At 35.5% G+C, this 26,318-nt stretch carries 25 protein-coding genes; 16 read left to right on the top strand and 9 right to left on the bottom strand.

The window, feature by feature from the left end:
• Positions 1–60: 60 nt before the first annotated feature.
• From AEQU1_RS11345 to AEQU1_RS11320, 6 genes are all read left to right on the top strand, one after another.
• Positions 61–2,115: a M1 family metallopeptidase gene (locus tag AEQU1_RS11345; protein WP_111881216.1), complete on the top strand. Its 2,055-nt coding sequence runs from the start codon at positions 61–63 to the stop codon at positions 2,113–2,115.
• Positions 2,112–3,026, top strand: a complete 915-nt coding sequence (locus AEQU1_RS11340) for a patatin family protein (protein ID WP_111881214.1) — start codon at positions 2,112–2,114, stop codon at positions 3,024–3,026. The genes AEQU1_RS11345 and AEQU1_RS11340 overlap by 4 nt, the downstream gene beginning before the upstream one ends.
• A 194-nt stretch (positions 3,027–3,220) precedes the next feature.
• Entirely contained in the window at positions 3,221–3,898 is a 678-nt protein-coding gene (locus AEQU1_RS11335; RefSeq protein WP_146743744.1) for a hypothetical protein, read from the top strand.
• A gap of 16 nt (positions 3,899–3,914) precedes the next feature.
• Positions 3,915–4,565 (top strand): hypothetical protein, encoded by a 651-nt coding sequence (locus AEQU1_RS11330; protein ID WP_111881211.1) that lies wholly within the window; start codon positions 3,915–3,917, stop codon positions 4,563–4,565.
• Positions 4,544–5,296 (top strand): sensor histidine kinase, encoded by a 753-nt coding sequence (locus AEQU1_RS11325; RefSeq protein WP_111881209.1) that lies wholly within the window; start codon positions 4,544–4,546, stop codon positions 5,294–5,296. Before AEQU1_RS11330 ends, AEQU1_RS11325 begins: the two co-directional genes overlap by 22 nt.
• Positions 5,297–5,334: 38 nt before the next feature.
• Positions 5,335–5,967, top strand: coding sequence for a response regulator transcription factor (locus AEQU1_RS11320; RefSeq protein WP_111881208.1), 633 nt, complete (start codon positions 5,335–5,337; stop codon positions 5,965–5,967).
• A 3-nt stretch (positions 5,968–5,970) separates the two neighbouring features.
• Here the strand turns inward: AEQU1_RS11320 and AEQU1_RS11315 are convergent, their stop codons facing one another.
• Together AEQU1_RS11315 and AEQU1_RS11310 are read right to left on the bottom strand one after the other, a co-directional pair.
• Complete coding sequence (locus AEQU1_RS11315) at positions 5,971–6,495, bottom strand: hypothetical protein (protein ID WP_111881206.1); 525 nt, start codon at positions 6,493–6,495, stop codon at positions 5,971–5,973.
• A 72-nt stretch (positions 6,496–6,567) separates the two neighbouring features.
• Complete coding sequence (locus AEQU1_RS11310; protein WP_111881204.1) at positions 6,568–8,184, bottom strand: FMN-binding glutamate synthase family protein; 1,617 nt, start codon at positions 8,182–8,184, stop codon at positions 6,568–6,570.
• Positions 8,185–8,345: 161 nt separating this feature from the next.
• Between AEQU1_RS11310 and AEQU1_RS11305 the strand changes: the two genes are divergently transcribed.
• Entirely contained in the window at positions 8,346–10,667 is a 2,322-nt protein-coding gene (locus tag AEQU1_RS11305; protein ID WP_111881203.1) for an ATP-dependent helicase, read from the top strand.
• 51 nt (positions 10,668–10,718) lie between these two features.
• Here the strand turns inward: AEQU1_RS11305 and AEQU1_RS11300 are convergent, their stop codons facing one another.
• The gene (locus tag AEQU1_RS11300; protein WP_111881201.1) at positions 10,719–11,591 is read right to left on the bottom strand and encodes an alpha/beta hydrolase; all 873 of its coding nucleotides are present in this window, start codon (positions 11,589–11,591) and stop codon (positions 10,719–10,721) included.
• 114 nt (positions 11,592–11,705) lie between these two features.
• Here AEQU1_RS11300 and AEQU1_RS11295 point away from each other — a divergent pair, with 114 nt between their 5' ends.
• Positions 11,706–12,323: an L-threonylcarbamoyladenylate synthase gene (locus tag AEQU1_RS11295; RefSeq protein WP_111881200.1), complete on the top strand. Its 618-nt coding sequence runs from the start codon at positions 11,706–11,708 to the stop codon at positions 12,321–12,323.
• Here AEQU1_RS11295 and AEQU1_RS11290 read toward each other — a convergent pair.
• The 5 genes from AEQU1_RS11290 to AEQU1_RS11270 all read right to left on the bottom strand — a co-directional run bounded on the left by AEQU1_RS11290 (position 12,320) and on the right by AEQU1_RS11270 (position 15,732).
• Positions 12,320–12,781, bottom strand: a complete 462-nt coding sequence (locus AEQU1_RS11290) for a nuclear transport factor 2 family protein (protein WP_258455286.1) — start codon at positions 12,779–12,781, stop codon at positions 12,320–12,322. The two genes, AEQU1_RS11295 and AEQU1_RS11290, sit on opposite strands and share 4 nt — an antisense overlap.
• A gap of 44 nt (positions 12,782–12,825) precedes the next feature.
• Positions 12,826–13,161 (bottom strand): hypothetical protein, encoded by a 336-nt coding sequence (locus tag AEQU1_RS11285; RefSeq protein WP_111881196.1) that lies wholly within the window; start codon positions 13,159–13,161, stop codon positions 12,826–12,828.
• Positions 13,162–13,293: 132 nt separating this feature from the next.
• Positions 13,294–14,154, bottom strand: coding sequence for an OmpA family protein (locus tag AEQU1_RS11280; protein WP_111881195.1), 861 nt, complete (start codon positions 14,152–14,154; stop codon positions 13,294–13,296).
• Between the two features lie 106 nt (positions 14,155–14,260).
• On the bottom strand, positions 14,261–15,253 hold the full coding sequence (locus AEQU1_RS11275) for a glycosyltransferase family 2 protein (RefSeq protein WP_111881193.1): 993 nt from the start codon (positions 15,251–15,253) through the stop codon (positions 14,261–14,263).
• A 35-nt stretch (positions 15,254–15,288) separates the two neighbouring features.
• Positions 15,289–15,732 (bottom strand): type I restriction enzyme HsdR N-terminal domain-containing protein, encoded by a 444-nt coding sequence (locus AEQU1_RS11270; protein WP_111881192.1) that lies wholly within the window; start codon positions 15,730–15,732, stop codon positions 15,289–15,291.
• A gap of 47 nt (positions 15,733–15,779) precedes the next feature.
• Here AEQU1_RS11270 and holA point away from each other — a divergent pair, with 47 nt between their 5' ends.
• On the top strand, positions 15,780–16,784 hold the full coding sequence (gene holA / locus AEQU1_RS11265) for a DNA polymerase III subunit delta (RefSeq protein WP_111881190.1): 1,005 nt from the start codon (positions 15,780–15,782) through the stop codon (positions 16,782–16,784).
• A gap of 8 nt (positions 16,785–16,792) precedes the next feature.
• On the opposite strand, the gene AEQU1_RS11260 is transcribed toward holA, so the two are convergent.
• Complete coding sequence (locus AEQU1_RS11260) at positions 16,793–17,170, bottom strand: DoxX family protein (RefSeq protein ID WP_111881188.1); 378 nt, start codon at positions 17,168–17,170, stop codon at positions 16,793–16,795.
• Between the two features lie 204 nt (positions 17,171–17,374).
• On the opposite strand from AEQU1_RS11260, the gene AEQU1_RS11255 reads away from it, so the two are divergent.
• The 7 genes from AEQU1_RS11255 to AEQU1_RS11225 all read left to right on the top strand — a co-directional run bounded on the left by AEQU1_RS11255 (position 17,375) and on the right by AEQU1_RS11225 (position 26,278).
• A complete protein-coding gene (locus AEQU1_RS11255) occupies positions 17,375–20,071 on the top strand; it encodes a choice-of-anchor I family protein (RefSeq protein ID WP_111881187.1) in 2,697 nt (898 codons plus the stop codon).
• 107 nt (positions 20,072–20,178) lie between these two features.
• The gene (gene menA / locus AEQU1_RS11250; RefSeq protein ID WP_111881185.1) at positions 20,179–21,084 is read left to right on the top strand and encodes a 1,4-dihydroxy-2-naphthoate octaprenyltransferase; all 906 of its coding nucleotides are present in this window, start codon (positions 20,179–20,181) and stop codon (positions 21,082–21,084) included.
• An 11-nt stretch (positions 21,085–21,095) separates the two neighbouring features.
• Positions 21,096–21,776 (top strand): metal-dependent hydrolase, encoded by a 681-nt coding sequence (locus AEQU1_RS11245; RefSeq protein ID WP_111881183.1) that lies wholly within the window; start codon positions 21,096–21,098, stop codon positions 21,774–21,776.
• A gap of 53 nt (positions 21,777–21,829) precedes the next feature.
• Positions 21,830–22,993: a hypothetical protein gene (locus tag AEQU1_RS11240; RefSeq protein WP_111881182.1), complete on the top strand. Its 1,164-nt coding sequence runs from the start codon at positions 21,830–21,832 to the stop codon at positions 22,991–22,993.
• 54 nt (positions 22,994–23,047) lie between these two features.
• Positions 23,048–24,088 (top strand): o-succinylbenzoate synthase, encoded by a 1,041-nt coding sequence (locus AEQU1_RS11235; protein WP_111881180.1) that lies wholly within the window; start codon positions 23,048–23,050, stop codon positions 24,086–24,088.
• A 157-nt stretch (positions 24,089–24,245) separates the two neighbouring features.
• Positions 24,246–25,217 carry a CPBP family intramembrane glutamic endopeptidase gene (locus tag AEQU1_RS11230; protein ID WP_111881179.1) on the top strand — a complete coding sequence of 324 codons (972 nt, stop codon included), beginning with the start codon at positions 24,246–24,248 and terminating at the stop codon, positions 25,215–25,217.
• Complete coding sequence (locus AEQU1_RS11225) at positions 25,217–26,278, top strand: AMP-binding protein (RefSeq protein ID WP_258455281.1); 1,062 nt, start codon at positions 25,217–25,219, stop codon at positions 26,276–26,278. Before AEQU1_RS11230 ends, AEQU1_RS11225 begins: the two co-directional genes overlap by 1 nt.
• Positions 26,279–26,318 lie beyond the last annotated feature (40 nt).

Below are 26,318 nucleotides of genomic sequence, written 5' to 3'. Positions count from 1 at the left end.
GAATCTCATTGGTTGAAAATTTGTAATTTGCTTTCTCTAATTAAATTGCCCTTCACTAAAATGAACAAGTTTTTTATTGCGTTTCTTTTTTCAAGTTTTACGGTATTTGCACAACAGACGGATGTTGTGGATTTTTTAAATATAAATGCGACGGTAACCCCTATGTCTGCTAAAAAAAGTATAAAAGGAACGGTGAAATGTTCTTTTAAAATACTTCAGAAAACAGACTCTATTTATTTGGACGCTAAAAACATGAAGGTTATTAATTTTGCTTTGGAAGGTATTGTTGTAAAAGCAGGAAGTGAGAAGATTTGGCTTTTAAACAGTTTTGAGGCAGGTAGGACTTATACTGCGTTTTTCACCTATGAAGCGGAACCTAAGCAAACTCTCTATTTCTTTGGAAATGAAATCTGGACACAGGGCCAGGGCAAATATACTTCGCATTGGTTGCCAAGTATAGATGATGTAAATGATAAGATTGAATTCGATTTATCCATTGTATCTTCTGACGAAAAAAATGTTATAGCAAATGGAAAGTTTTTAAATGTTGAAAATAAAGGAAGTGTAAAATATTGGCATTTCGACATGAAAGAGCCCATGTCCAGCTATTTGGTTGCATTTGCCATTGGTGATTTTAATAAAAAAGAATTATTCTCAAATTCAGGAACGCCAATTGAATTATACTATAAACTCTCAGATTCAATGAAAGTTGAGGCAACGTACCGCTACAGCAAACAGATTTTTGACTTTTTGGAAAGTGAAATAGGAGTGCCATATCCGTGGCAAAATTACAAACAAGTTCCCGTTCGCGATTTTCTGTATGCTGGAATGGAAAATACAACCGCCACTTTTTTTTCTGAGGCGTTTATGGTAGATTCCACAGGTTTTAACGACAGAAATTACATTAACGTGAATGCCCACGAACTCGCCCATCAATGGTTTGGCGATATGGTTACCGAAAAGGGCAGCGAGGATCATTGGCTGCAGGAGGGTTTCGCGACTTATTACGCCTTACTGACTGAAAAGGAAATTTTTGGAGATGATTATTATTACTGGCAATTGTATCAAACCGCCGAGCAATTAAAGGCTGCCAGCGATGAAGGGAAAGGCGAATCGCTTTTAAACCCCAAAGCAAGCTCGCTTACTTTTTACCAAAAAGGAGCGTGGGCGCTTCATCTTTTAAGAGAGCGAATAGGGGACGAGGCGTTTAAAACTGCCATCAAAAACTATTTGGAAAAATATAAATTCAAAAATGTTTCCACCGAAGATTTTTTAAATGAAGTGAAAGCGGTTTCAGCAATTGATATTTCAGACTTTGAAAAGGATTGGCTGCAGCAGAGTGCTTTTCAAAGTGAAGAAGCTTATCAATCGTTATTGAAATCTACTTTTATCAAAAAATATTTTGAAGTTTCTGCGCTTCGTGCAACGCCTTTGGAAGACAAAAAGATTCAGTTGAAAACCGCACTCACTTTTCCAAATGATTTTATTGGGCAGGAAGCGGTTTATCAATTGGTAGATGAACCTATTTCTGAAACACTTCCGCTTTATAAAAATGCTTTTGAAAGTAATAATCTTTATGTTCGGCAGGCGGTGGCGCTTTCGTTGCAAACCATTCCAAAAGAGCTTCAGAAGGAATATGAAAGTCTTTTAAGTGATAAATCCTATGTTACAATGGAAACTGTCTTATATCAATTGTGGATGCAGTTTCCGGAGAAAAGAGTAAAGTATCTAAACAAAACAAAAGGCATTGAAGGTTTTCAGAATAAAAACATAAGACAGTTGTGGTTGACTTTGGCTTTGATTACTGATGGATATGAAAATGCCGAAAAGGAAAATTATTTAAAGGAACTTAAAAATTATACTTCCACAGATTACAGTTTTGAAATACGTGAAAAGGCTTTTGAATATGTAAACGAGCTTCAACTGTGGGATTTGGAAACACTTAAAAATTTAGCTGAAGCCTGTGTGCACCCAACATGGCGTTTTTCAAAACCTTCAAAAGAAATGTTGAACAATTTACTTCAGGATAAAAAATATTATGAACAAGTGAAAGTTTTGGGCAGACAAGTTTCAGGAAAAGCTGCAAATTATTTAAACTCAATTATAAAGGAATGAGAGCACTGGTAATTTCAGGCGGAGGAAGCAAAGGCGCGTTCGCAGGTGGCGTGGCGCAGTATTTAATGGAGCAGCTTCAACATAATTATGAGCTTTTCGTGGGCACATCAACGGGCAGTTTATTGATTTCACATTTAGCTTTAAACGAGGTTGAAAAAATAAAAGAGGTTTTCACTTCAGTGAATCAGGATAGTATATTCAGTAGTTGTCCCTTTATTATAAAAGAAGATAAATTTGGAGGGAAGCAAATAGCGATAAATCATTTCACCGTTCTGAAAAATTTTATGAAGGGGAAAAAAACATTTGGAGAAAGTTTGAACCTTCGGAAATTGATTGAAAGGACCCTTACCGAAACAGAATTCAATAAGTTGAAGGCTTCCAATAAAGAAGTAGTGGTAACTGTATCAAATCTTTCACTAAACCAAGTTGAATATAAATCTGTTAATGATTTTGAGTATAAGGATTTTTTGGACTGGATTTGGATTTCTTCAAATTTCACGCCTTTTATGAGTTTGGTCAAGAAGGACGGATGTGAGTATGCCGATGGCGGTTTTGGCAGTATGGTGCCTATAGAGGAGGCTATAAATAGAGGTGCAACAACAATAGATGTAATTATTTTGGAAACAGAGGTTACGTATTATAACCGACTTCCATCCAAAAATGTGTTTTCATTACTTACCAATATGCACAGTTATATGGCTGACAGGATTGAAAAACAGAATATCCGCATCGGGAAATTCGTGGCTGCCAATAAAGATGTTATTATAAACCTATATTATACACCTACGGTTTTAACAACCAATTCATTGATTTTTGATAAGGTAATGATGGGAAAATGGTGGGAGCGTGGCTATGAATTTGCAGATCAAAAAAACAATGAATTGAACGAAATAAAAGCCAACGATGTTTAAGCTTACTTTCGGGTGATTTCCCCCTTTTTTTAAGTGTTTTCCCTGTTTTCTCTTATGTGTTTTTTTTTAATTGTTTTATTACCAGCATTTTAAATTCATCTTCATAGTTTATTTTTAAAAGCATATTTTTAAATCCCTGCTTTTGTAACTACCTTTATACCACAACCTTAAAAAAAATCATCATGACCACAAAAATGACCAAACTATTCATGTTATTGTTTTTTACAAATTTGCTGCTTTTTAGTTGCCAAGAGCCATCAACACATGATGAGTCTCCGTATGAAGGCCCCCCAAAAGACCATATAATCTCAGTAGAACGTGCAGGAGAGATGTATGATGCATATACGCAAAGACGAGTTCCTATTATAAAGAAGTATGAGGACAGCATTGCTTTAGATGGTTCAAATTTTGAGCCTACCCGCTATGCAGAATATGATTTACAAACCGTAAAACAATACATTGCTTATATAGAACACGAAGCTGGTCAGGCAAATGTAGATATCAAGACTTTACGTTTTTATCTTTCCAACTACCCAAACAGTGATAAATTCGCGAATGGAGATGTGGTGAAATACCCAAGAAAAAATAGCTTTTTTGTAGTGCCAACTATTGCTTATGAGGGAAAAAACGTAGACTTTTCAATAGAGGAAGTTGATGGAAAACCCACAGCAGTACCTATCAGTAGAGTTAACTCAACTAAAGAAATAAACCAGAATAAAAGACAAGCTGATTCTACAGGACAAATGAATGAAGCTGGATTTTTCATTTCAAATAATACAGCGGTTCAAGGAGGAGGAACTACAAGTTTGATTTTGAATGACACACAATTAGCCCCGCCTCCAGGCACGGGTGGTTTTGGCAATAACAATTAGGGTCCTTTAGATTTTCTTGGAAACAGTTTTAAAAATACTTGAGAATACATATCTGGCACTTTATGTCATCGTTTTTCTTGTTGCTATAATTAGATTTCCATTATATAAAAATACTCCATTAAAGTATTTGCCAATTATTTTTTTTTTCACCATCGCAACGGAATATGGGGGATACTTCACCAAATATGATTATTTAGTTATTAATCAGGTTATATTTAATATCTATTATTTAATCCATTTTTTATTCTTCTTTTATGTGTTTATGGAGATAATTGATGATAAAAGGTTTAAAAAGTATATTAAAATAGGTATCGGGATTTTTTTAATAATTTTTTTAAGCGATTTAATTTTCACTAATATTTATGAAAATTCTTTTGCTAGAACATATATTGCAGGGGCAGGAATATTGGTTTTATGTATTATACTTTATTACATAAACATTCTGCAATCTTCTCTAGTACTTGTTATAAAAAATGATTTATTGTTCTGGGTAAGCGTTGGCCTTTTTCTGTTTTATATTGGTTATATTCCAATAAAGATTATCAAAACTTGGTTTTATAAACCTGACAATTTTTTTGAGCTTTTAATTTTAATACAGTCCTCGCTTGTAACTATTATGTATTTATTCTTTCTAACAGGATTTTTATGGATGAAAAAGAGATCATAATTTTAGTTGCAATTGCAATTCCAATAACCTTGGTAGGTATTGTTATTGTCATGTTCAGTGTTTTTTCCCGAAGGAAAAACAGATTGTTGTGGGAACAGCAAGAGACCAAAAAAGCTTTTGATCGTGAATTGGCAGAATCACAAATTGAAATTAGGGAAGAAACCCTGCGAAACATAAGTTGGGAACTTCATGACAATATTGGGCAGTTAATGACTCTCGCTAAAATACAGGCCCAAATGGCACAGGAGAAACCCGAATTGATGGCTGAGGTTTCACAAACCATAGGCACTGGCCTTGATGAGCTTAGGGCGCTTTCCAAACTGATAAATCCCGAAGCATTAAAAAGCCTAAGTTTAAAAGAAGCCGTTAGCTTGGAAATAGAGAGGTTCAATAGATTAAAATTTATTGCAGCCCAATTAACCATCAATGGAACCGTGGTTCCAATTGAAGTAAATACCCAGATTATTCTATTTAGAATTTTACAGGAATTTTTTTCAAATACCATAAAGCATTCAAAAGCATCTACCCTAAAAGTGGTACTCAATTATACTACTGAGGAATTGGCCATTATTGCCGAAGACAATGGAGTAGGGTTTGAAAAAAGTGGTGATTTTATGGGAATTGGATTGAAAAACATGAAAACAAGGGCTCAACTTATCAATTCAATTTTGAAGATAGATTCAGTAAAAGGAAAGGGAACGGCTTTGCACTTAAAATATAAATTTGCATAGGAAAATTTTCAGAAAAATAAATTTAAAAGGAGATTAGAATGAATTATTCAGTAGTAGTAGTTGACGATCATTTTTTGCTTTCCCAGGCAATCGGCGGCCTGGTTCAAGGCTTTAATAATTTTAAAGTTTCGTACTTATGCAAAAACGGGCAGGAGCTATTGGATAAATTTGAAAATCCTCTAAATATTCCAGATTTGGTATTGATGGATATAAAAATGCCCATTCTAAACGGAATAGAAACAACTGAACAACTCAGAAAAAAGTATCCCAATGTAAAAGTACTTGCCCTTTCTATAGAAGAGGATGAATACACTATTTTGAAAATGCTTCGAGCTGGTGCCAAAGGCTATTTAATGAAAGATACCAAAAAAGATATTCTTGAAGAAGCATTATTACAGGTTATAGAAAATGGTCATTACTATACAAATACAGTTTCTCAAATACTTATGGAATCTTTGGAAAAAGAAACAGATACTGAATTAAAGGAAAAAGAAATTGAGTTTATTAAACTTGCGTGTACTGAAATGAACTACAAACAAATTTCTGAGGTAATGTTCTGCAGCTACAAAACCGTTGAGGGTTATAGAGATTCGCTATATAAAAAACTTGGAATAAAAAATAGAATTGGCTTAGTACTTTTTGCCATTCATCACAATATGTTTACTCCCTAAATTTTAAAAAAGCTCACTTACCTCATTTTTTAAATATGCCATAGCTTTTTGTGAGGGAGAAACTTCTTCCATAAAATTTTGAAGAAGCCATGTACGCATTTTATCAACATTGCCATCTTTTTCATGCATTGCTCCTTGGCGAATCACATGAATGGTAGCATTTTTTGCGGCATTCACCAAATTCCAACATTCAGGAGTAACATAAATTTGTTGTGTAAGATTGTGTTCGTATTCCTGCTCAATATTTTTAATAAGCAAGTTCTCATAATCGTCTTTCGAATCTGAAAACGGTTTTACACGCACTAATAATTTGTTTGGATCAATTCTCTCCAAAAACAATGTTATTCTTTCATAAGCCTGCAGGCGAAGTGGTAATACCTGTTTTTGTGCCTCTTTTTGAACCAAATATCTTCTCCGGCCTTCCTCATTGGCAGTGTGGCCTTTAAAGAAGAAATAGGCAATAATGCCTACAACAATTGCAGGCAATAGATAGGCTACATAACTAATAATTTGGGTTGCTTCTTCCATAAATATTTTTAAAGGAGAACAAACTTAATGTGTTTTTGGAATATGAGCAAGAGATACGTTGACTTCAAAACGTTAATAGCGAACTTTATTTTCCTTTTTCATTGCCTTCACTTCTTTTTTCGCCTCTTTTTCGTGGAAATTTCCACCAAGATGTGGACAATGGGAAAGGGCTTTTACACTTTCAAAAGGAACAGCGCATTTGTGGTACATAAAAGATTCTGCCAAAGTTTTAATTAGATTTTTATCGCCTACGGTTAAATCCACATCATCCATGGTAAATTGGCAGGGATGCTCATAGCCACATGCGTGTGTCATCTCCAAGAGTTCTTTTCTAAAGTTTTTAAAATAGAAATGGGCCCGAACAGATTTGTCTTCTATATTTATACCTCGCTGCAACCATTTATTTTGGGTGGCAACACCGCTTGGGCATTTATTTGTGTGGCACTGTTGTGCTTGGATACAGCCAATACTCATCATTGCTTCTCGTGCTACATTTACTAAATCTGCGCCCATTGAGAAGGCCATTGCTGCCCTGGCGGGAAAGCCTAATTTTCCACTCCCTATAAATACTATTTGATCACAGATGTTATTTTTTTTGAAAATCTTATAAACTTCAGCAAAACCAAAAAGCCAAGGTAACGATACGTGATCGGCAAAACTTGGCGGTGAGGCACCAGTTCCACCCTCGCCTCCGTCAATAGTTATAAAATCTGGCCCTTTACCAGTTTCTTTCATGATTTTCGCAAGCTCTTCCCATTCGCCTAAACGGCCAACTGCAGATTTTATTCCAACAGGAAGACCGGTAGCTTCGGCAATGCTTTCCACAAATTCAACTAAACCTTTTACTCCCTCAAAAGCTGTATGATTGGGTGGTGAAAGAACATCTTTGCCCAATGGTACATGTCTTATTTCAGCAATTTCGGGTGTTATTTTTGCACCTGGCAGAACACCCCCTTTTCCTGGTTTTGCACCTTGCGAAAGTTTCACTTCAATAGCTCTAACCTGTGGGTTTTCATTTACAAGTTTTACAATTTTTTCCATAGAAAACTCTCCGTTTTCATCGCGAACACCAAAATATCCTGTCCCAAAGTGAAAAACCACGTCCGCCCCAGTTTTATGGTATGGGGAAAGGCCACCTTCACCTGTATTGTGGTAGCAATAAGCCAATCCACATCCTTTATTTAGCGATTCGATTGCTCGCGCAGATAATGAGCCAAAACTCATTGCGGAAACGTTAATTACAGAGGTTGGTCTGTAAGGTCTTCTTCTTTTGTGGTAGCCCCCCATCAATTTTGCACAGGGAACAAAATATGGATTTTTATAATTGGGATTTTCTTTTTCAACTTTATAAGGAAGTAGCGAATTGTTTATGAAAATATAATTTGGCTCATAAATATCTCGGTCTGTCCCGAAGCCTTCATAATTATTTTCGTTTTTCGCAGAAGCATAAATCCATCCCCGTTCTATACGGTTAAAAGGAAGCTCTTCTCTGTTGTTTGCTACAATATACTGCCGAAGCTCCGGCCCAATGCTTTCTAACATATAACGTATATGGCCAACTATGGGGAAATTATGGCTTACCGTATGGCGCTTGTTGAAAAATATGTCGCGAATGGCAACAATTAAAAGGAAGAAGAGAACCCAGCCCCACCAAGGGATTTGGGATAGAAAAGCTAAAAATGCATCCATAGAAAGTTTTTTTATAAAGATATTTAAAATTAAATGGTTTTTAAAAGTACTAGACTTTTAAAATATAATTGAGTCATATATTATTGTTTATAATTTCTCCAAAATCACTTCTAATAAAAGTTTGATAATGGTTATTTTCACAGCTTGAAGAAAAGGAAGTTTTGGAAAAGTATTTAGAACAACTCAATGATGCCCAGCGTGCGCCAGTGCTGCAAAAAGACGGGGCAATGATAGTAATTGCGGGTGCCGGTTCTGGTAAAACTCGTGTGCTCACTTTTAGAATTGCTTACCTAATGTCGCTGGGAGTGGACCCTTTTAATATTTTGGCATTAACATTTACCAACAAAGCGGCGCGCGAGATGAAAAACCGTATCTCAAAAATTGTAGGCGCAAGCGAAGCCAAAAATCTTTGGATGGGAACTTTCCACAGTATTTTTGCGAAAATACTTCGTTTTGAAGCAGATAAATTGGGCTATCCTTCAAATTTTACAATTTATGACACCCAGGATTCACAAAGTGTGATTCGCGCTGTCATCAAAGAAATGCATCTAGATAAAGACGTTTATAAGTACAAACAGGTCTATTCGCGGATTTCTTCTTATAAAAACAGTCTGATTACCGTAAAAGCGTATTTCAACAACCCTGAATTGATGGAAGCCGATGCAATGGCAAAAATGCCGCGATTGGGAGATATTTATAAATCGTATGTAGATAAGTGTTTCAAGGCTGGCGCAATGGATTTTGATGATTTGTTATTGAAGACCAACGAGCTTTTAACGCGTTTTCCAGATGTTTTGGCAAAATATCAAAACCGATTCCGCTACATATTGGTGGATGAGTACCAAGATACCAATCACAGTCAGTATTTGATTGTGCGCGCACTTTCTGACAGGTTTCAAAATATTTGTGTTGTGGGCGATGACGCGCAGAGTATTTACGCTTTCCGCGGAGCGAATATCAACAACATTTTAAATTTTCAAAAAGATTATGATGATGTGAAAGTGTTTCGTTTGGAACAAAATTATCGCTCCACAAAAAACATTGTAAGCGCTGCAAATAGTATCATTGAAAAGAATAAGACCCGTCTTGAAAAAGTTGTGTGGACAGCCAATGATGAAGGTACTAAAATTCTCGTAAACCGGACAATGACGGATGGTGATGAAGGTCGTTTTGTGGCCAGTTCCATTTTTGAAAATAAAATGAACCACCAGCTGAAAGATGGCGATTTTGCTATTTTGTACCGAACCAATGCACAAAGCCGAGCGATTGAAGATGCGCTTAGGAAGAAAGATATTCCATACAGAATTTACGGCGGACTCAGTTTTTACCAAAGAAAGGAAATAAAAGACGTTTTGGCATATCTGCGATTGGTTTTAAACCCGAAAGACGAGGAGGCTCTAAAACGTGTAATAAATTATCCAGCTCGTGGAATTGGTGAAACTACTATTGAAAGATTGATTGTAGCTTCAAATCATTACAGCCGTTCGATTTTTGAAGTAATGAAAAATATCGACAAAATTGATTTGAAGATAAATTCGGGAACTAAAACTAAATTACAGGATTTTGTTACGATGATTGAAAGTTTTCAAGTTTTAAATAAAAATTACGATGCTTTCACCATTACCGAACACGTTTCAAAAAAAACAGGTTTACTTCAAGAACTTAAAAAAGACGGTACTCCAGAAGGAATCGCACGGATTGAGAATATTGAAGAGTTATTGAACGGGATGCGCGATTTTGTAGAGGAACAAAAAGAAATTGCCGATGCCACAGGTTCACTTTCAGAATTTATGGAAGATGTGGCACTTGCCACAGACTTAGATAATGACAAGGGCGATGGTGATCGCGTGGCTTTAATGACCGTCCATTTGGCAAAAGGGTTGGAGTTTCCATACGTATATATTGTTGGAATGGAAGAAGATCTTTTTCCCAGCGGAATGAGTATGAATACCCGCAGTGAATTGGAAGAGGAAAGACGCTTGTTTTATGTTGCTTTGACGCGTGCTGAAAAACAAGCTTATTTAACATATACCCAATCCCGCTATCGTTGGGGAAAATTGATTGACGCCGAACCGAGCCGTTTTATTGAGGAAATTGATGAAAGTTTCCTAGAATACTTGACTCCAATTACTGAAAACAGGTATAAACCCTTGTTGGATGCAGATATTTTTGATGAAGTAGACCATAGCAAGTTGCGGCTTCGGAAACCTGTGGCGAGCAAAGCACCAACAGGCCCAACTGAAGAACAACTTCGAAAACTGAGAAGGTTGAAGCCAGTTTTAAGCAATACTGATAAAAATTTTAATGCCGCAGACGCAAACCTAAATGTGGGAACCATGGTTGAACACGTTCGCTTCGGAAAAGGGAAGATTCTTAAAATTGAAGGGGTTGGCGCTGATACAAAAGCGGAAATAGATTTTGAAAACGGCGGCTTGAAAAAGTTACTACTTCGTTTTGCAAAACTTAAGGTGATGAATACATAATTCGTCAAATACTCATTCGTGATTTCAAATTAAGAAACCCCGAAATTCTATTTATTCATTCACTTCCAAATAAGTATCAATATAAGTGCTTATCTGGGTTTTCATATTTTCAATGTCATTTGTTGCCCAATCACCGTGACCACCTTCATAAATATTTAAAATATGATCTATTTGTGAATTGAGGAGTGCAGTATTTAATGTAGTAGCATTTGCAAGAGGTACCAAAGGATCTGTGTTTCCATAAAAAAGTAGGGTAGGGCTACTGGCGTTTGTAACTCGAAGCGCTGGGCTTAAAACTTCAGCATAATTTGTTCCAGGAGGATATGCGCTTTCATCAACCAAAGCAGTCATTAAAAGTGAAAAATTGGGGTTTTCACTGTAAAACGGATCAGTAAAATCTGATGGTCCTACAATGTCTCCAACCATTTTTATTTGGTCGTCTAGGTCATATATATAATCATACATTAACGAAATATGTGCACCTGCACTTGCGCCAATAAGTGCAAATTGTGGTAAAATCTGTAAATCCTCTTTTTCAACTGTAAGCTTATTAATAACAGCATCCAGATCCAAAAATTGGTTTGGAAATGCAGGCGTATTTATATCTGCAAGCACATAGTTAATATTAACTATTGCGTGATTTGGATGTCTAAGTTTTATGTAAGGAACCAAAAAATCCATGTCTGCTTTGTCGCCGCCAGTCCATCCGCCGCCGTGAACAAGAACAATAACTTTAGTTTTACCTGATGAGCGGTCAGCGGGTAAATAGAGATCGTATTTTTCTTGGGAATTGCTTCCGTAGGAAACGTTCATGAAAGTTTCAGCAACCAAGGGTTGTTCCGTATTATTTTCACTGTCTTTTGAACAGGAAACATAACTAAATTGAATTCCGAAGAAAAGAATTAGAATGAGGAGTTTTTTCATAAATAGACCTTATTAAAAGGAATAACGGTGAAATACATTTTTTATGTTATGCGTTATTCAAGAAGTTGTTAATTCTTATAAAATGCTTTATATTTAAAACAAAAAAGTTTCGCTATGGCTGAATTTATAAAGATTTACGAAGAAAATCCCAACCCAAAGGAAATTAAGAAGGTTGTAAAAATTCTTCGAGATGGAGGTGTTATTATTTATCCAAGCGATACGGTTTATGCCTTGGGTTGCGATATAAAAAGTAACCGTGCGATGGAACGTGTGGCACAATTGCGTGGCGTGAAACTAGAAAAGGCGAATTTCTCTTTTGTATGCGAAGATTTAAGCAATCTGAGTGATTATGTGAAACAAATAGATACACCCACCTTTAAATTGCTAAAACGAAACTTACCAGGCCCCTACACATTTATTCTGCCTGGAAATAATAATCTTCCAACTGTTTTTAAAAAGAAAAAAGAAGTAGGTATAAGGGTACCAGACAATTCCATAACGCGTGCTATTGTTCAAGCATTGGGAAATCCCATAATTTCTACGTCTATAAAAGATGAGGATGAAGTGATAGAATATACAACTGATCCTGAGCTTATTCTTGAAAAATGGGACAATTTGGTTGACCTTGTTATTGACGGTGGTTATGGGGGAAATATCCCTTCAACAGTAATTGACCTCACTGGTGATTCGCCTGTTGTAATACGTGAGGGCAAAGGAAGCTTGGAGCTTTAAACTGTTGCATTTTTTTTCTTGAATTCTGAAAGTAGAAATCGTGTTTGCTGGTTAAGTTTTTGTTTGAAGAAAGCTGTCCAACCAATTAAAAAGCCTCTAAAACCTAAAGCTTGTTTAGACCATCTGTAAAGATTGAACTTATCAACGTGGTTTATAATTTTTCCATCCTTAAATTTGAAAGTAGCATTAACCACATTGTGAACTTTTCTTCCTGTTTTACTGAAGGTATAATAGGCTTCCCAGCGTGCTTTTCCCGCTTTGGGAGTACATTCTATGTTTGAGGTTACTACTTTGAAATCCTTCCCTTGTTGGGTTTTACAAAGCATTCGCCACATGTTTTTAGCCTCTTCACCGTGTAAAACACCAAAAGCTGGATCTTCAAAAGTTACATTGTTGTCATAATATTCTAGCATGCGCTCTGCGTCCAAGTTCGCAAAAGCTTCGTAGAATTTTTCGATTATATTTAATTCTTTTTCGTGAATGATTTCAGAGTTGAGATAAGTTATTTTAGCAGATGCTGTAATCCCCGATATATGTTTTCTTCAAGAATATCTATGGAGCCGTCTGCAAGAAATAATTTTTTTATGTTTTTAAAAAGTCTATCTATCTCATTTTTGGAATAATCGTAACGTGCTACGGTACTCTGAATTTTTTGTATACGTTGATAATCATTGTCCTGATCAAATTCCTTATGGATTTGACGATATTCTTCTTCACCCACTTTCGATTTTATGTACTCTTTTTCTGCTTTTGTTTCAATAAAATTCGCGTAGGCACAGTATAACAAAATATAGGCTTTCAGTTCTTCGCGTGTCCAATTGGTTTTGAATTCTTCCATTTTTAAAATAATTATAGCGTGTTATATTTCGTATCTAAATATACAAAAAGCTTCACTAGGATTTTATGAGCATATCAATTAAAAAACCCGGTCTTTTTGGGACCGGGTTTTCATTATTTTTATTTCAGGAAATTATTTTCCTCCAGCTTCAAGGTTTTTCATTTCCTTTTCGATCATATCATAAAATTGATCAATTTTTGGAAGAACCAAGATACGTGTGCGTCTGTTTGTTGCTCTGTTTTCAGCTGTTGTGTTAGGTACCAATGGCACGTAATCTGCACGACCTGCAGCAACCAAACGAGATGGCGCTACACCAAGTTTTTGTAATTCGCGTACAATTGCAGTAGCTCTTTTTACACTTAAATCCCAGTTGTCAACTAAAACTCCGTTGCTGTAAGGAACATTGTCTGTATGTCCTTCAACCATTGCTTCAAAATCAGGTTTTCCGTTAATTACTTTGGCAACTTTGCCTAAAATTTCAGTAGCTCTTCCTGATATTTGGTAGCTTCCGCTTTTGAATATTACTTTATCAGAAAGTGAAATGTAAACAACACCCTTTTCAACATTTACTTCAATGTCTGGATCATTTACGCCAACTTCTCTTTTAAGACTTGTAACCAAAGCAAGAGTTACACTATCCTTTTTGTTAAGGGCATCTTGCAAACGTGTAATTTTAAGATCTTTTTCTTTTAAACTTTCCAATGATTTTTCAAGGTTAGTAGCACCTTTAGATGTTAGCATTGTAAGATCTTTAGAACTTTGAATAAGATCAGAATTTGTTTTTTTCATGTCTGCTAAACGCTCTTCAAGCTCTTTAGCACGAGCTGTAGAGGCTGCTCTTTCTGCAAGACAATCGTTAAGTTTAACAGTTGCTGTGTTCAGCAAATCTTGCGTGTTCTTTTGTTTTGCTTCAAGTTCAGCATATTTCTTGCTCGATACACAAGAAGTAAATGCCATACTAGAACATAATGCTAGAATCAATAGTTTCTTCATAATTTGTTAGTGTTATATTAGATTGTTTTGTTTAATATTTCCGAACCAAAATTATTAAAATTGCTATTAGCCCAATAACGATTAACAATACTTTAAGTAAAAAAAATTAAAGTTCGTTAAAAACTTTTTTCTTCTGTATAAAATACTGAAATACAATAGATTTGATTAAAAAATATTTCATTTTTGAAGCGTATTTTTTTCTTTTTTGAAGGAATTTTGGAATTAGTAAATAGAAACTAAAATGCGCTTTGAGTATTGCAATGAAATGTTGTGGTTTACCCTGGAATAAAAATTGAAATGCAGCAAGTCCATCCAAAAGCATTCGCATAAAAATTGAAGTAAAAGCTTGATTTCCTTTTGCATTTTTCAAAATATTTAAAAGCGAATTTCTAAAGTTGTAAAATGTTTTTTTAGGGTTCAAGGTTGCTAATGTTGCTCCACCTACGTGATAAATCTTTGAATTTCCAACATATAATATTTTACCCGCTTTTGATTGCAAACGCCAGCAAAGATCAATTTCCTCTTGATGGGCAAAATAGTCTTCGTCAAATCCGCCAGCTTGCCAGAAAGCATCCGCTTTTACAAATAAGCAAGCTCCAGAAGCCCAAAAAATATTTGAAACATCATTGTATTGTCCTTCATCTTTTTCGAGAGTATCAAAAATACGTCCGCGGCAATAGGGATAGCCATATTTGTCAATAAAACCCCCGGCGGCGCCAGCATATTCAAAGAATTCTTTGTTTTTGTAGTCTAAGATTTTAGGCTGCGCGGCAACGACTGAATTATCTTTTTCAAATTCTGAAATTACTGGTTGCAACCAATTTTCGGTTACTTCAACATCGCTATTGAGCAGGACGAAGATTTCTTCGGATAGATTTTTTAATGCGTCATTATAACCTTTTGCATACCCTCCATTTATTTTATTTTGTATGATTTTTACCGAGGGAAAAAATTCGGAAACAAAAGCAACAGAATCATCTGTTGAAGCATTATCAGCAAGATAAATAGTGGCTTCCGTGGAAAACCTCACTACTGAAGGTAGAAATTTCTCCAATAAATCCTTTCCATTCCAATTGAGTATTACTACGGCTACATTCACGTCTGTAAAGATAGATTTTTGAAGTGTTTTTCAGGTTATTTATAATTTGGAATTTCTTTCAAAAAAATATACCGTTCATTCTCAAAATCCATTTGACAATAATAATGCTCCAAACCGTTTGTTACCATTAAATATTCAGCTCCCAAAGCAAGATTGTATCGCGCAATTTGGTCAAAAGTAAGTTGGTTAATAGGTACCGCGGGCGCTTTGCATTCCACAATTAAAAAAATACTCCCGTCCTTGTTGTAAACCACAACATCATACCTTTTCACGGTGTTGTTTAGTTTTAGCTGCTTTTCAACGTTTATAAGGCTTTTGGGATAGTTTTTTTCTTTAAAAAGAAATTGAACAACGTGCAAACGAACCCACTCCTCGGGTGTAAGCACCATGAATTTTTTTCGGATTTCATCAAAAACCAACGTTTTATTTTCGCTACTTTTGAAGCGAAACGAATATGTTGGAAAGTTGAGTTTTTGCATTAAACAAAGAAACAAATTTCAACATAAAATACGCTGAAAAAATCCAAATGCCTTTAGACAAAGTAAAATCCATCATCACTGACATTAAAAACGGAAACACAAAACCCATCTACTTTTTGATGGGTGAGGAGCCGTATTATATTGATGGTATTTCAAAATATATTGAAGAAAATGTTTTGTCCGAAGAAGAAAAAGGCTTCAACCAAATGGTGCTTTACGGCCGCGATGTTACCGTGGAAGACATAATCAGCAACGCCAAGCGCTACCCCATGATGGCTGAAAAACAAGTGGTTATTGTAAAAGAAGCGCAAGACCTTTCGCGAACTATTGAAAATTTAGTGGGTTATGCTGATAATCCGCAGCCCACGACAATTTTGGTTTTTTGCTATAAATATAAAACGCTTGATAAACGAAAGAAACTCGCCAAAACTGTTGCCAAAACAGGCGTTCTTTTTGAAAGTAAAAAGCTGTATGAAAACCAAGTTCCAGACTGGATTAAACGTGTTTTGGCTGGAAAAGGATATACTGTTACTCCAAAAGCTGCACAAATGCTGGTTGAATTTCTCGGAAACGATTTAAGCAAGGTAAATAATGAGCTAGAAAAATTACAGCTCATTCTAAAACCTGGCGAACAAATTACACCACAAATTATAGAAGAAAATATAGGAATAAGTAAGGATTTCAACAATTTTGAACTTCAGAATGCAATTGGTGAAAAGGATATTAAAAAAGCGTTTGCCATCATTCAATATTTTTCGCAGAATCCGAAAAATAATCCCTTGGTAATGACAGTTGCATTGTTGTATAGCTTCTTTTCAAAATTGCTGAAATATCACGCACTTTCAAATAAAGGTGAAGCTGCAAGAGCGCTGGGAGTAAATCCATATTTTATTAAAGATTATCAAACCGCCGCGCGAAATTACCCCATGAAAAAAGTTAGTGCCATTATAGGTGCAATTCGTGAAGTTGATATGAAAAGTAAAGGGGTTGGGGCCGCCAATCTTTCGCAAGGCGATTTGCTGAAGGAATTATTGGTTAAGATTTTTAATTAAAAAGCGAACTACTTCCTGTCAACAGAATATTTTCCACCTCCCAAAAGTGCAATAACTATAAAAGCAATTAAATAAAGAATTGCCATTTCTTTTGTTCCCAAAGGGTCTGCTGCGTGCACAATAAAAGCTGCAATTGTCATCGTAATAATTACAGGAATAGCTGCTAGTCGAGTTTTAAACCCAATAATTATAAGGATGGGAAAAATCACTTCGCACAGAATAGCTAAAACTAAGGTAGCAGGTTCGCCAATGCCAATAGGATCTCCAAAAGAAAAATCACCCGAAATCATTTTTAAAAGTTTCGGAATTCCGTGAGTAAGCATCATTCCACTAAAACCCACTCGAAGTAAAAGTAATCCTAAATTATAATTTGTTGAGCTGTTCATAAAGTCTATTTATTTCTTTAGCATCTAAAAATAGCCAATTTTTTTTAATGAAATATTTAATAACCTTTAGTTTACAGAGACATAATTTCAGGGCCTATATTCTCAATAAAGGAGTTTAATAGTTCATTCATTCTTAAAGTTGACTTAAAACGATTGCTAAAAGCGCAGATTACTTTAGCGTAAATTTTAAAACAATAAATAACAATGAGAAAAATTACACTTTTTGCATTTTTGCTTGTAGGTACAATTTCATTTTCCCAAGCCTCTTTAGAGATTACAGAAATTTTTTCTGGTCAAGCTGGTACAGATTTGACTGCAGATTGGTTCGAAATTAAAAACAGTGGAACCACAGCTTGGGTTTCTGGTGTTGACGGCGATTTATATTATGACGATGATTCTGCAGATCCAACAACAGCAGACCTAATTCAAGGTATTTCTGAAATTCAACCCGATGGTTTTGCAATTGTACTGATTGGCGATGCAAATGATGCCGCAACATTTACAAATATTTGGAGCCAAGTAATTGATTTAACTAATGTTCAAGTTGGCTTTACAGATGGCGCAGGTCTTGGTGCTGGCGGCGATGCAGTAACACTTTGGGAAGGTGATCCTTTAACTACTTCACCAATTGACTCTGCTTCATATCCGGATACTTCTGTAAATGACGGTCAGTCTTACGATGTTGAACTTGCTACTTTTAGTGTTGTTGGCAATACAAACAACGCTGTGGAAACTATTGATTTGGGAGGCGATAATTCAGATGTTCCAAATATTGGTTCTCCGGGAAATGGAGCTGTTGTTTCAGTAGTTAGTGTTCAATTTGAAGTTCCTTATATTTCAGTTTCTGAAGATGGTACTTCAGTAACAATTAATGTTTCTGTTTCTCAAGCACCAACAGTTGAAGGAACAGTTGATGTGAGTTTAATTTCAGGAGGAACCGCTACTGAAGGAACAGATTTTACTTTTTCTGCTGACCAAACTTTAACTTTTACAGCTGGAATTACTACGCCGCAAACTCTTACTATTCCTATTATAAACAACTCCATTGATGGAAGCGACTTGTTTTTTGTGCTTTCACTAACAAACGAATCAAGTGTTGAAATTGGAAGTACAAATTTGTTTTCAGTATATATTTTAGATGACGATACCGTTGTTCCTGCAGGTGATGCTACTGAACTTGATGTTAATTATCTTGCTAGCTACTTGGTAGATGCCAATGGAACTGCAGAAATCACAGCTTATGATCCCGTTACACAACGTCTTTTTGTTACAACAGTTGGTGCAATTGAGGTTTTGGATTTTTCAGATCCAGAAAACATGACTTCTTTGGCAACGGTAGATATCACTCCATTTGGAAGTTCTGTTCAAAGTGTAGCAGTAAGTAATGGAATTGTTGCTGCAGCTATTGCGGCCACTAACCCGCTTGATAATGGTTTTGTGGTTCTTGCTGATACAGATGGAAACAACACCACTATTTTGGAAGTGGGCTCTTTACCTGATATGCTTACTTTTTCACCTGATGGCACCAAACTTTTGGTTGCAAATGAAGGTCAGCCAAGTGATGATTATACAGTAGATCCAGAAGGTTCTATTTCTTTAATAGACGTATCTGCAGGTTTAGGTAATATTTCACAAGCAGATGTTACAACTTTAAATTTCAATTCTTTTGATTCACAACAAGTAGCCTTAATTGCAGCTGGAGTTCGCGTATTTGGACCAGGGGCAACTGTTTCACAAGATATGGAGCCAGAATACATTGCAGTTTCTGATGACTCGCAAAAGGCTTATGTTACGCTTCAAGAAAATAATGCATATGCAATTATTGATCTTTCTACTTTGGAGATTACCGATATAATTTCCTTCGGAAAAAAAGATCATAGTTTGCCTCAAAACTCTTTGGATACTTCGGATGAAACTGATTTTATCTTCAACGCTTCTTGGCCAATAAAAGGTTTGTATATGCCAGATGCTGTTTCCTATTATTCTGTAAACGGGACAGGTTATATAGCAACTGCGAATGAAGGAGATTCAAGAGATTATTCTGGATATGCTGAAGAGAAAAAAAATGGCGATACAGATTATATTTTAGATCCCGCAGTATTTTCAGATATAGATATTTTAAAACTAAAAACGAATCTTGGCGATATTAACGTTACCGCTGCTTCTGGTGATGCTGATGGCGATGGACTTTACGAAGAAATTCACGTTTTTGGCGGACGTTCTTTCAGTATTTTTGAAGCGGAAACTGGAAATTTAGTTTACGATAGTGGAAACGATTTTGAAGTTATTACGGCTGCAGACCCAGATTTGGGTGGGATTTTTAACGTGAGCAATGATAACAATAACTTCAAAAATAGAAGTGATAACAAAGGACCAGAACCAGAGGGTATCATTGTAAAACAAATTGGTGACCAAGCTTATGCATTTATATTATTGGAAAGAATAGGAGGAATGATGGTTTATAATGTTACAGATCCTGCAAATCCAGTATATCTTCAATATGTAAATAGTAGAGGTACAATTCCTGGAGATCCTGAAAGCGGAGATTTGGGGCCAGAAGGTGTTGCTTTTGTTGAAGCTGCCGATAGTCCAACTGGAAAAGCGTTGGTTATTCTTTCAAACGAAGTGAGTGCTACTCTAAGCATTTATTCTTTGGATAATGTAGTGCTTTCTGTAAATGATAATGAATTTAATTCTAACGATGCTTTCAAAATATATCCAAATCCTGCGAAGGATAGAATATTTCTAAGCAAGCCAGATTCATATAGTGTTTTTGATATGATTGGCCGTTTGGTTATTACTGAAAAAGAAACCGCATCAATAAATGTTTCTAGCCTTACTGCGGGAACGTATATCATAAAAAACTTAAAAGGAGTCTCTCAAAAGTTGATTGTTAAGTAGTTGTTTATTTTTAAATTGTTGAATTGTTAAGCTTGAAAACCGCTTCTTTAATTAGAAGCGGTTTTTTACATTTTAAACGTATTTTTGTGCTTTCAAATAAAGAATGAATGTTAAAAATTAAAGCTTGGATTGCTGCGGCAAGATTGCGAACGCTACCACTTTCAGTTTCGGGAATTATTGTTGGGGCTGCTATTGGAGGTAGTATTGAAAATGCTTCGCCTTTTTGGGAGGCTACAATTTTTTGGCTGGCTATTTTAGTTACTATCGGTTTTCAGGTGTTATCAAATTTCGCGAATGATTACGGCGATGGCGTTCGCGGAACCGATGCCAAAAGGCAGGGAGAAAAACGAATGGTTGCGTCGGGAATTATTTCACCCAAACAGATGAAAATTGGGATGATTATTATAGGAATCACTACATTTTTCTTGGCTACATTTTTAATTTTTATGGCTTTTGGAAATGAAAACTTTATAGTTTCGTTTGTGTTTTTCAACCTTACAATTGTTTCAATTATTGCCGCCGTTAAATATACCGTTGGCAAAAAAGCGTATGGGTATTCAGGTTTGGGCGATGTTTTTGTGTTTATGTTTTTTGGATTATTGAGCGTTTTGGGAAGTTATTATTTATTTACCCATAATCTTCACTGGCAGTTGTTGTTACCAGCAACAGCTATTGGTTGTTTCAGTACCGCAGTTTTGAATTTGAACAATATGCGCGATATTGAAAATGACGCGGCTGCTAAAAAAAATACATTGGTTGTAAAATTAGGCTCCATAAAATCGAAACAATATCATACTTTTTTACTTTTCTTCGGAATGGTTTGCGCCATAATTTACACAGCAATAAACTATCGGGAACCGATGCAATTTTTATATGTAATTTCATTCATCCCTTTTCTTTTAAATATAAAAACCGTTTTTAAAAATAAAGCACCAATGTTACTCGATGGCGAGTTGAAAAAGGTTGCGTTAAGCACTTTTTTGTTTGCAGTCTTGTTTAGTATCTTTATTTAAAAATTATAATTATGAAAATTACATTCTACGGACAAAATTCTTTGGGAATTGAAATAAAAGGAAAACACATTTTGGTGGATCCATTTATTTCAGGAAATAATCTAGCAAAAGACAAAATTGACATCAACGATTTAAAAGCAGATTATATCTTGTTAACCCACGCGCATCAAGACCATACATTAGATGCTGAAGCAATTGCAAAAAACACAGGTGCGGTAATCGTTAGCAATTTTGAAATCGCTAATCATTACGAAGCAAAAGGAATTGAAGTGCACCCAATGAACCACGGCGGAAGCTGGAAGTTTGAATTTGGTAAAGTGAAATACGTAGTTGCAATTCACACAAGTTCTTTTCCCGACGGCAGTTACGGCGGACAACCCGGTGGTTTTGTAATAGAGGGTGAACACAAAAATATTTACATTGCTGGCGATACGGCGTTGACGATGGATATGAAACTCATTCCAATGTTTACAAAATTGGACTTGGCAATACTACCAATCGGCGATAATTTCACGATGGGAATAGAAGATGCAATCATAGCCAGCGATTTTGTGCAATGCGATAAAGTTTTGGGCGTGCATTACGACACTTTCGGCTATATTGAAATAGACCACGAAGAGGCAAAACGCAAGTTTTATGATGCTAATAAGGATTTGATGTTGCTTGAAATTGGGGAAAGTATTGAACTTTAAAATCCCAAAATTTAAATCCCAAATTCCAAAAGAAGTAAGAAATATTTCAAATAATGAAAATTAACTTTCCTATACATATCATAATCTTTTTGATTTTCAACCTTTCCTTCAATTCTTGTGAAGCCCAGAAAATAGATAAAAGTCAATCACTTATTCAAACGAGTTGGGACCAGTACAATTTAAAAGGAATGGTAAAGATGTTGGTTACAACGTTTGATAGGGATTACTCAGATACGCTTCCAAAAATAACAATAGCAAAATATGAATACCATAATAATCTAGAATATTTGGAAGGGGCAGCAACCGGAAAATTTTTATTTAATAAATATGGGTTCTTAGATAAAAAATACCGTCGATATAATGATTCTTTATTCTTAACAAAACTATTGGGTAGTAATCGAGATAAGGATATCGTTATATTTGAATTGGATTCTCTGGACTATTTTACTAAAAATAAAATCTTAGGTCGAAAATATTTACCACCCATTTTCAACCCTAATGAAGTTTGTGTTAATAGAAAATATATTATGGAAAAGGATTTAAAAAAGCCTGATCCAGAGTATTTATTTGAGACATTTAAATATGAAATTGATAAAAATAAAATTTTAGAAGAAAGCTATTTTCTTAGCACTAACTTAATTTCAGAGATGGATGAATCTCAAGCTAAACAGCATCTCCATAAACGTACAGTAAATGAATACAATTTGGAAAGGCAAATCACTACCCAGAGAGTTTTTTTTGATGAAAATATATTCAGAAGCATACCAATTTTTCATATCAAAACTGATATTTCCAATAAGGCTAAAGTAATATATAAATACAAGTATGACACTGAACAGAGAATAACAGAGGTAGAATTATTGGTCAACGAAAGTAAGATATGGCAAGAAAATTACTTTTATAAAAACAACGAGAAACGTCCTTATAAATTAGATCGTTATATACAATCCGAAGGAACGTCTGGCTGGTTTTTAACAGATAATGCAACGGAATGGTATAATGAATTCGGGGACATCACAAAAGCCGTTGACATTGATGATAGTGCCAATGCTATTCGCACCCGTTTCTATGATTATCGATATGATAAGCACAACAATTGGATAGAATGTAGTATGTATCTTGAAGGAAGTGCTGAAAAAACTGAAAAACCAACTATTGTTGCGCATCGAACTATTACCTATTATTCCAAAAGCGAACAAATAGAAAAAGAAAATTAATCCTGAAAAACGAAAAATCCAACAATCTAACCATCCAACAATCTAATAATCCAATTGATAGCGACTTTTAAAAAGCACATCCTAAACTTCAAAAGACCGAGCGGAACTTCCCGAGGCGTTTTGAATACCAAAGAAACTTATTTCCTTATTCTTAAAACCGAGGAAAGTTTTGGAGTAGGAGAGTGCGGGCTTTTGCGCGGTTTAAGCATTGACGATCGTCCAGACTACGAAGAAGAATTGGAAGGTGTTTGCGAAAACATTGCAATGGGTGTAAATGAAGAAGATTTATACGAAGCTTTAACTGAATTTCCTTCCATACAATTTGGCGTTGAAACCGCATTTAAATCGTTGCAGTCAAAAAATCCTTTTGAATTATTCCCTTCGGAATTTACGCGTGGCGAAGAGGCAATGCCAATAAATGGATTGGTTTGGATGGGTGACAAAGCGTTTATGAAAGAACAAATTTCAGAAAAACTGAAGCAAGGTTTCACTTGCATAAAAATGAAAATCGGCGCCATTGATTTTAAAACCGAATTGGAACTTTTAAAATCAATACGAAAGGAATTTTCCGCTTCCGGAGTAGAATTGCGCGTTGATGCAAACGGCGCCTTTTCGCCCAAAGAAGCTTTGGAAAAATTAAAAGTGCTTTCAGATTTAAAATTACATTCCATAGAGCAGCCCATAAAGCAAGGTCAGTGGCAGGAAATGGCACGGCTTTGTGAGGAAACTCCGCTACCTATTGCATTGGACGAAGAGCTAATCGGTATTTTTTCAGAAGAAAAAAAAATAGAATTGCTCAATACCATAAAACCGCAGTTTATAATCTTAAAACCTTCATTGATTGGTGGTTTCCGTGGAAGCGATTCTTGGATCAATCTTGCCAAAAAATTCAATATGGGTTGGTGGATTACCTCTGCGCTGGAAAGCAATGTAGGTTTGAGCGCCATTTCGCAATATACGTTTACAAAAAACAGTAAATTGCCCCAAGGTTTGGGCACGGGCAGCCTTTACACAAATAACATTAACAGTCCGTTGGAAGTTTCAAACGGCGAATTAAACTATAACCCAAATGTTCAATGGGATTTTCCGTTTTAAATTTAATATTTAGTCTTCGGTACATTTTGAGAGCAAGATGTTTTGAAAAAATAATTAATTTTGATAATGCTTTCAAAACACTTAGACACCCTAATACAATATTTTATATTACTTCAAAAATCTAATATCTCACATCTAATATCTCATATCTAAAAAAATGTATATTCAACAAGCTTTTAAATCCCTTCACGAATGGTGGCGCTATCTAGTAGGTTTTATCATTATTTTTCTGGCTAGCCAAATTGGTTCAATTCCATTGTTAATTGCCGTTATGTTTAAGGTAATGTCTGACGGTGGTAATATAGAATCCATTCAGGACCCAAATGTAATGATGACAGTTTTAGATTCAAACCTCACATTGTTCTTAATGCTTCTCAGTTTTGCTGTAGGTCTATTGGCTATTTTTCTTGTGGTGCGTTACCTTCACAGGCAACCTTTTGTTCAACTTACAACTTCGCGTAGAAAAACCGATTGGGGCCGTGTATTTTTTGGGTTTGGACTTATAACTATCACCACACTTGTTGTAACTGGTTTAGATTATTACAGCAATCCAGAGGATTATGTGCTGCAATTTGATTTGGTTCCCTTTGCTATTCTTGCAGTAATTGCATTAATAATGATTCCGCTGCAGACCAGTTTTGAAGAATACCTTTTTCGGGGTTATTTAATGCAAGGAATTGGTGTTTTGGCAAAAAACAAATGGTTGCCGCTTGTAATTACTTCAGTAGTTTTTGGGGCGCTTCATTTGGCAAACCCAGAGGTTGATAAATTCGGAAATATTATTATGATTTATTACATTGGCACAGGTTTCTTTCTTGGTATTATGACATTGATGGACGAAGGCATGGAACTCTCATTAGGTTTCCACGCTGGAAATAATCTAATTACCGCGTTGTTGGTAACTGCAGATTGGACCGTTTTTAAAACGCATTCGGTCTTGAAAGATATTTCTGAACCTTCTACAGGATTTGATGTTGTTGCTCCAGTATTTATTCTGTATCCTATTTTCTTATTAATAATGGCTTGGCGCTACAAATGGCGCGATTGGGGCGAAAAGCTTTTTGGGAAAGTAGAAGAGCCTATTGTTATAGCAGAAGAAAATACTCCGAACTCAACATATATTGAATAGTGAAATCATTATTACATCCCAAGTTCAAATTAAATGGTGAAGCATTTGAATCAGCTGAAGCGTTAAAGGAACGTGCAAACCATTTTGTTGAAAAAGGGAATGGTGACCAAACTGCCATAGGAAAATTTATTTTGGAATGGCTGGATAACAATGATTTTATAACCGTAAAAACATCCGGTTCCACTGGAATTCCAAAAAATATCAAGCTTCAAAAAGAACACGTTTTTAATAGTGCTGAAGCCACAGTAAATTATTTCGATTTAAAGGAAAATACCAAATCATTGTTATGCCTTCCTGCGGAATATATAGCAGGGAAGATGATGCTCGTGCGTGCAATGACAGTGGGTTGGGATTTATATAGAACTGCACCAGAAAAAAATCCGCTGGCTGATACTGATAATATTTTCGACTTTTCTGCAATGGTTCCGTACCAAGTTTTTCACTCTTTAGCAGATTTGTACAAAGTGAAAAAACTGATTGTTGGTGGAGGGGCTGTTCCATGGAAGTTAGAAGAAGAACTACAGAAATGTGAAACTAACATATTCGCAACGTATGGAATGACTGAAACTATTAGTCATATCGCCGTTCGCTCCTTAAATGGAAAGGAAAAATCTACTGTTTTTTCGGCACTTCCAAAAGTGAATTTTTCACAATCAAAAAATGGCTGTTTACAAATTCACGCTCCCGAAATTTCTGAAGAAACCGTTGCTACTAATGATGTAGTTGAATTAATTTCTCCAACTTCATTTAAATTTTTGGGACGAATTGATAATGTGATTAATACTGGCGGTGTAAAAGTGCATCCCGAAACAGTGGAGGAAAAACTTTCCATTCATATAAACCTGCCTTTCTTTATAACTTCGGAAAATGATGCAGCTTTGGGAGAACGGGTTATTTTGATAGTAGAGAGTGAAAAGCAATTAAAACTTGAAGATTTTTCCAAAACTTTTGAAACGCTTTCTGTTTATGAAAAACCTAAGAAAATATACTCAACGCCACATTTTATTTATACGGAAACAGGAAAGATAAAACGGGCTGAGGTTTTGAAGAATTTAAAGTAAATTTATTAAGAAACCCTTCCAATGTTTCAAAAACTGGAAG

Origin of the sequence: Aequorivita sp. CIP111184, assembly GCF_900489465.1 — a bacterium.
Taxonomy (GTDB): Bacteria; Bacteroidota; Bacteroidia; order Flavobacteriales; family Flavobacteriaceae; genus Aequorivita.
Note: the sequence above shows the minus strand (reverse complement) of the source record. Positions and strands in the feature narration are given on the sequence as shown.

Bases quoted from the DNA above. Each gene is read 5' to 3' on its own strand.
- AEQU1_RS11260 (WP_111881188.1), bottom strand. From the start codon at position 17,170: ATGAACAGCTCAACAAATTATAATTTAGGATTACTTTTACTTCGAGTG.
- AEQU1_RS11310 (WP_111881204.1), bottom strand. From the start codon at position 8,184: ATGGATGCATTTTTAGCTTTTCTATCCCAAATCCCTTGGTGGGGCTGG.
- AEQU1_RS11320 (WP_111881208.1), top strand. From the start codon at position 5,335: ATGAATTATTCAGTAGTAGTAGTTGACGATCATTTTTTGCTTTCCCAG.
- AEQU1_RS11255 (WP_111881187.1), top strand. From the start codon at position 17,375: ATGAGAAAAATTACACTTTTTGCATTTTTGCTTGTAGGTACAATTTCA.
- AEQU1_RS11280 (WP_111881195.1), bottom strand. From the start codon at position 14,154: ATGAAGAAACTATTGATTCTAGCATTATGTTCTAGTATGGCATTTACT.
- AEQU1_RS11335 (WP_146743744.1), top strand. From the start codon at position 3,221: ATGACCAAACTATTCATGTTATTGTTTTTTACAAATTTGCTGCTTTTT.
- AEQU1_RS11345 (WP_111881216.1), top strand. From the start codon at position 61: ATGAACAAGTTTTTTATTGCGTTTCTTTTTTCAAGTTTTACGGTATTT.
- AEQU1_RS11270 (WP_111881192.1), bottom strand. From the start codon at position 15,732: ATGCAAAAACTCAACTTTCCAACATATTCGTTTCGCTTCAAAAGTAGC.
- AEQU1_RS11300 (WP_111881201.1), bottom strand. From the start codon at position 11,591: ATGAAAAAACTCCTCATTCTAATTCTTTTCTTCGGAATTCAATTTAGT.
- AEQU1_RS11340 (WP_111881214.1), top strand. From the start codon at position 2,112: ATGAGAGCACTGGTAATTTCAGGCGGAGGAAGCAAAGGCGCGTTCGCA.
- AEQU1_RS11285 (WP_111881196.1), bottom strand. From the start codon at position 13,161: ATGGAAGAATTCAAAACCAATTGGACACGCGAAGAACTGAAAGCCTAT.
- AEQU1_RS11240 (WP_111881182.1), top strand. From the start codon at position 21,830: ATGAAAATTAACTTTCCTATACATATCATAATCTTTTTGATTTTCAAC.
- menA (WP_111881185.1), top strand. From the start codon at position 20,179: ATGTTAAAAATTAAAGCTTGGATTGCTGCGGCAAGATTGCGAACGCTA.
- AEQU1_RS11230 (WP_111881179.1), top strand. From the start codon at position 24,246: ATGTATATTCAACAAGCTTTTAAATCCCTTCACGAATGGTGGCGCTAT.
- AEQU1_RS11325 (WP_111881209.1), top strand. From the start codon at position 4,544: ATGGATGAAAAAGAGATCATAATTTTAGTTGCAATTGCAATTCCAATA.
- AEQU1_RS11315 (WP_111881206.1), bottom strand. From the start codon at position 6,495: ATGGAAGAAGCAACCCAAATTATTAGTTATGTAGCCTATCTATTGCCT.
- AEQU1_RS11295 (WP_111881200.1), top strand. From the start codon at position 11,706: ATGGCTGAATTTATAAAGATTTACGAAGAAAATCCCAACCCAAAGGAA.
- holA (WP_111881190.1), top strand. From the start codon at position 15,780: ATGCCTTTAGACAAAGTAAAATCCATCATCACTGACATTAAAAACGGA.
- AEQU1_RS11245 (WP_111881183.1), top strand. From the start codon at position 21,096: ATGAAAATTACATTCTACGGACAAAATTCTTTGGGAATTGAAATAAAA.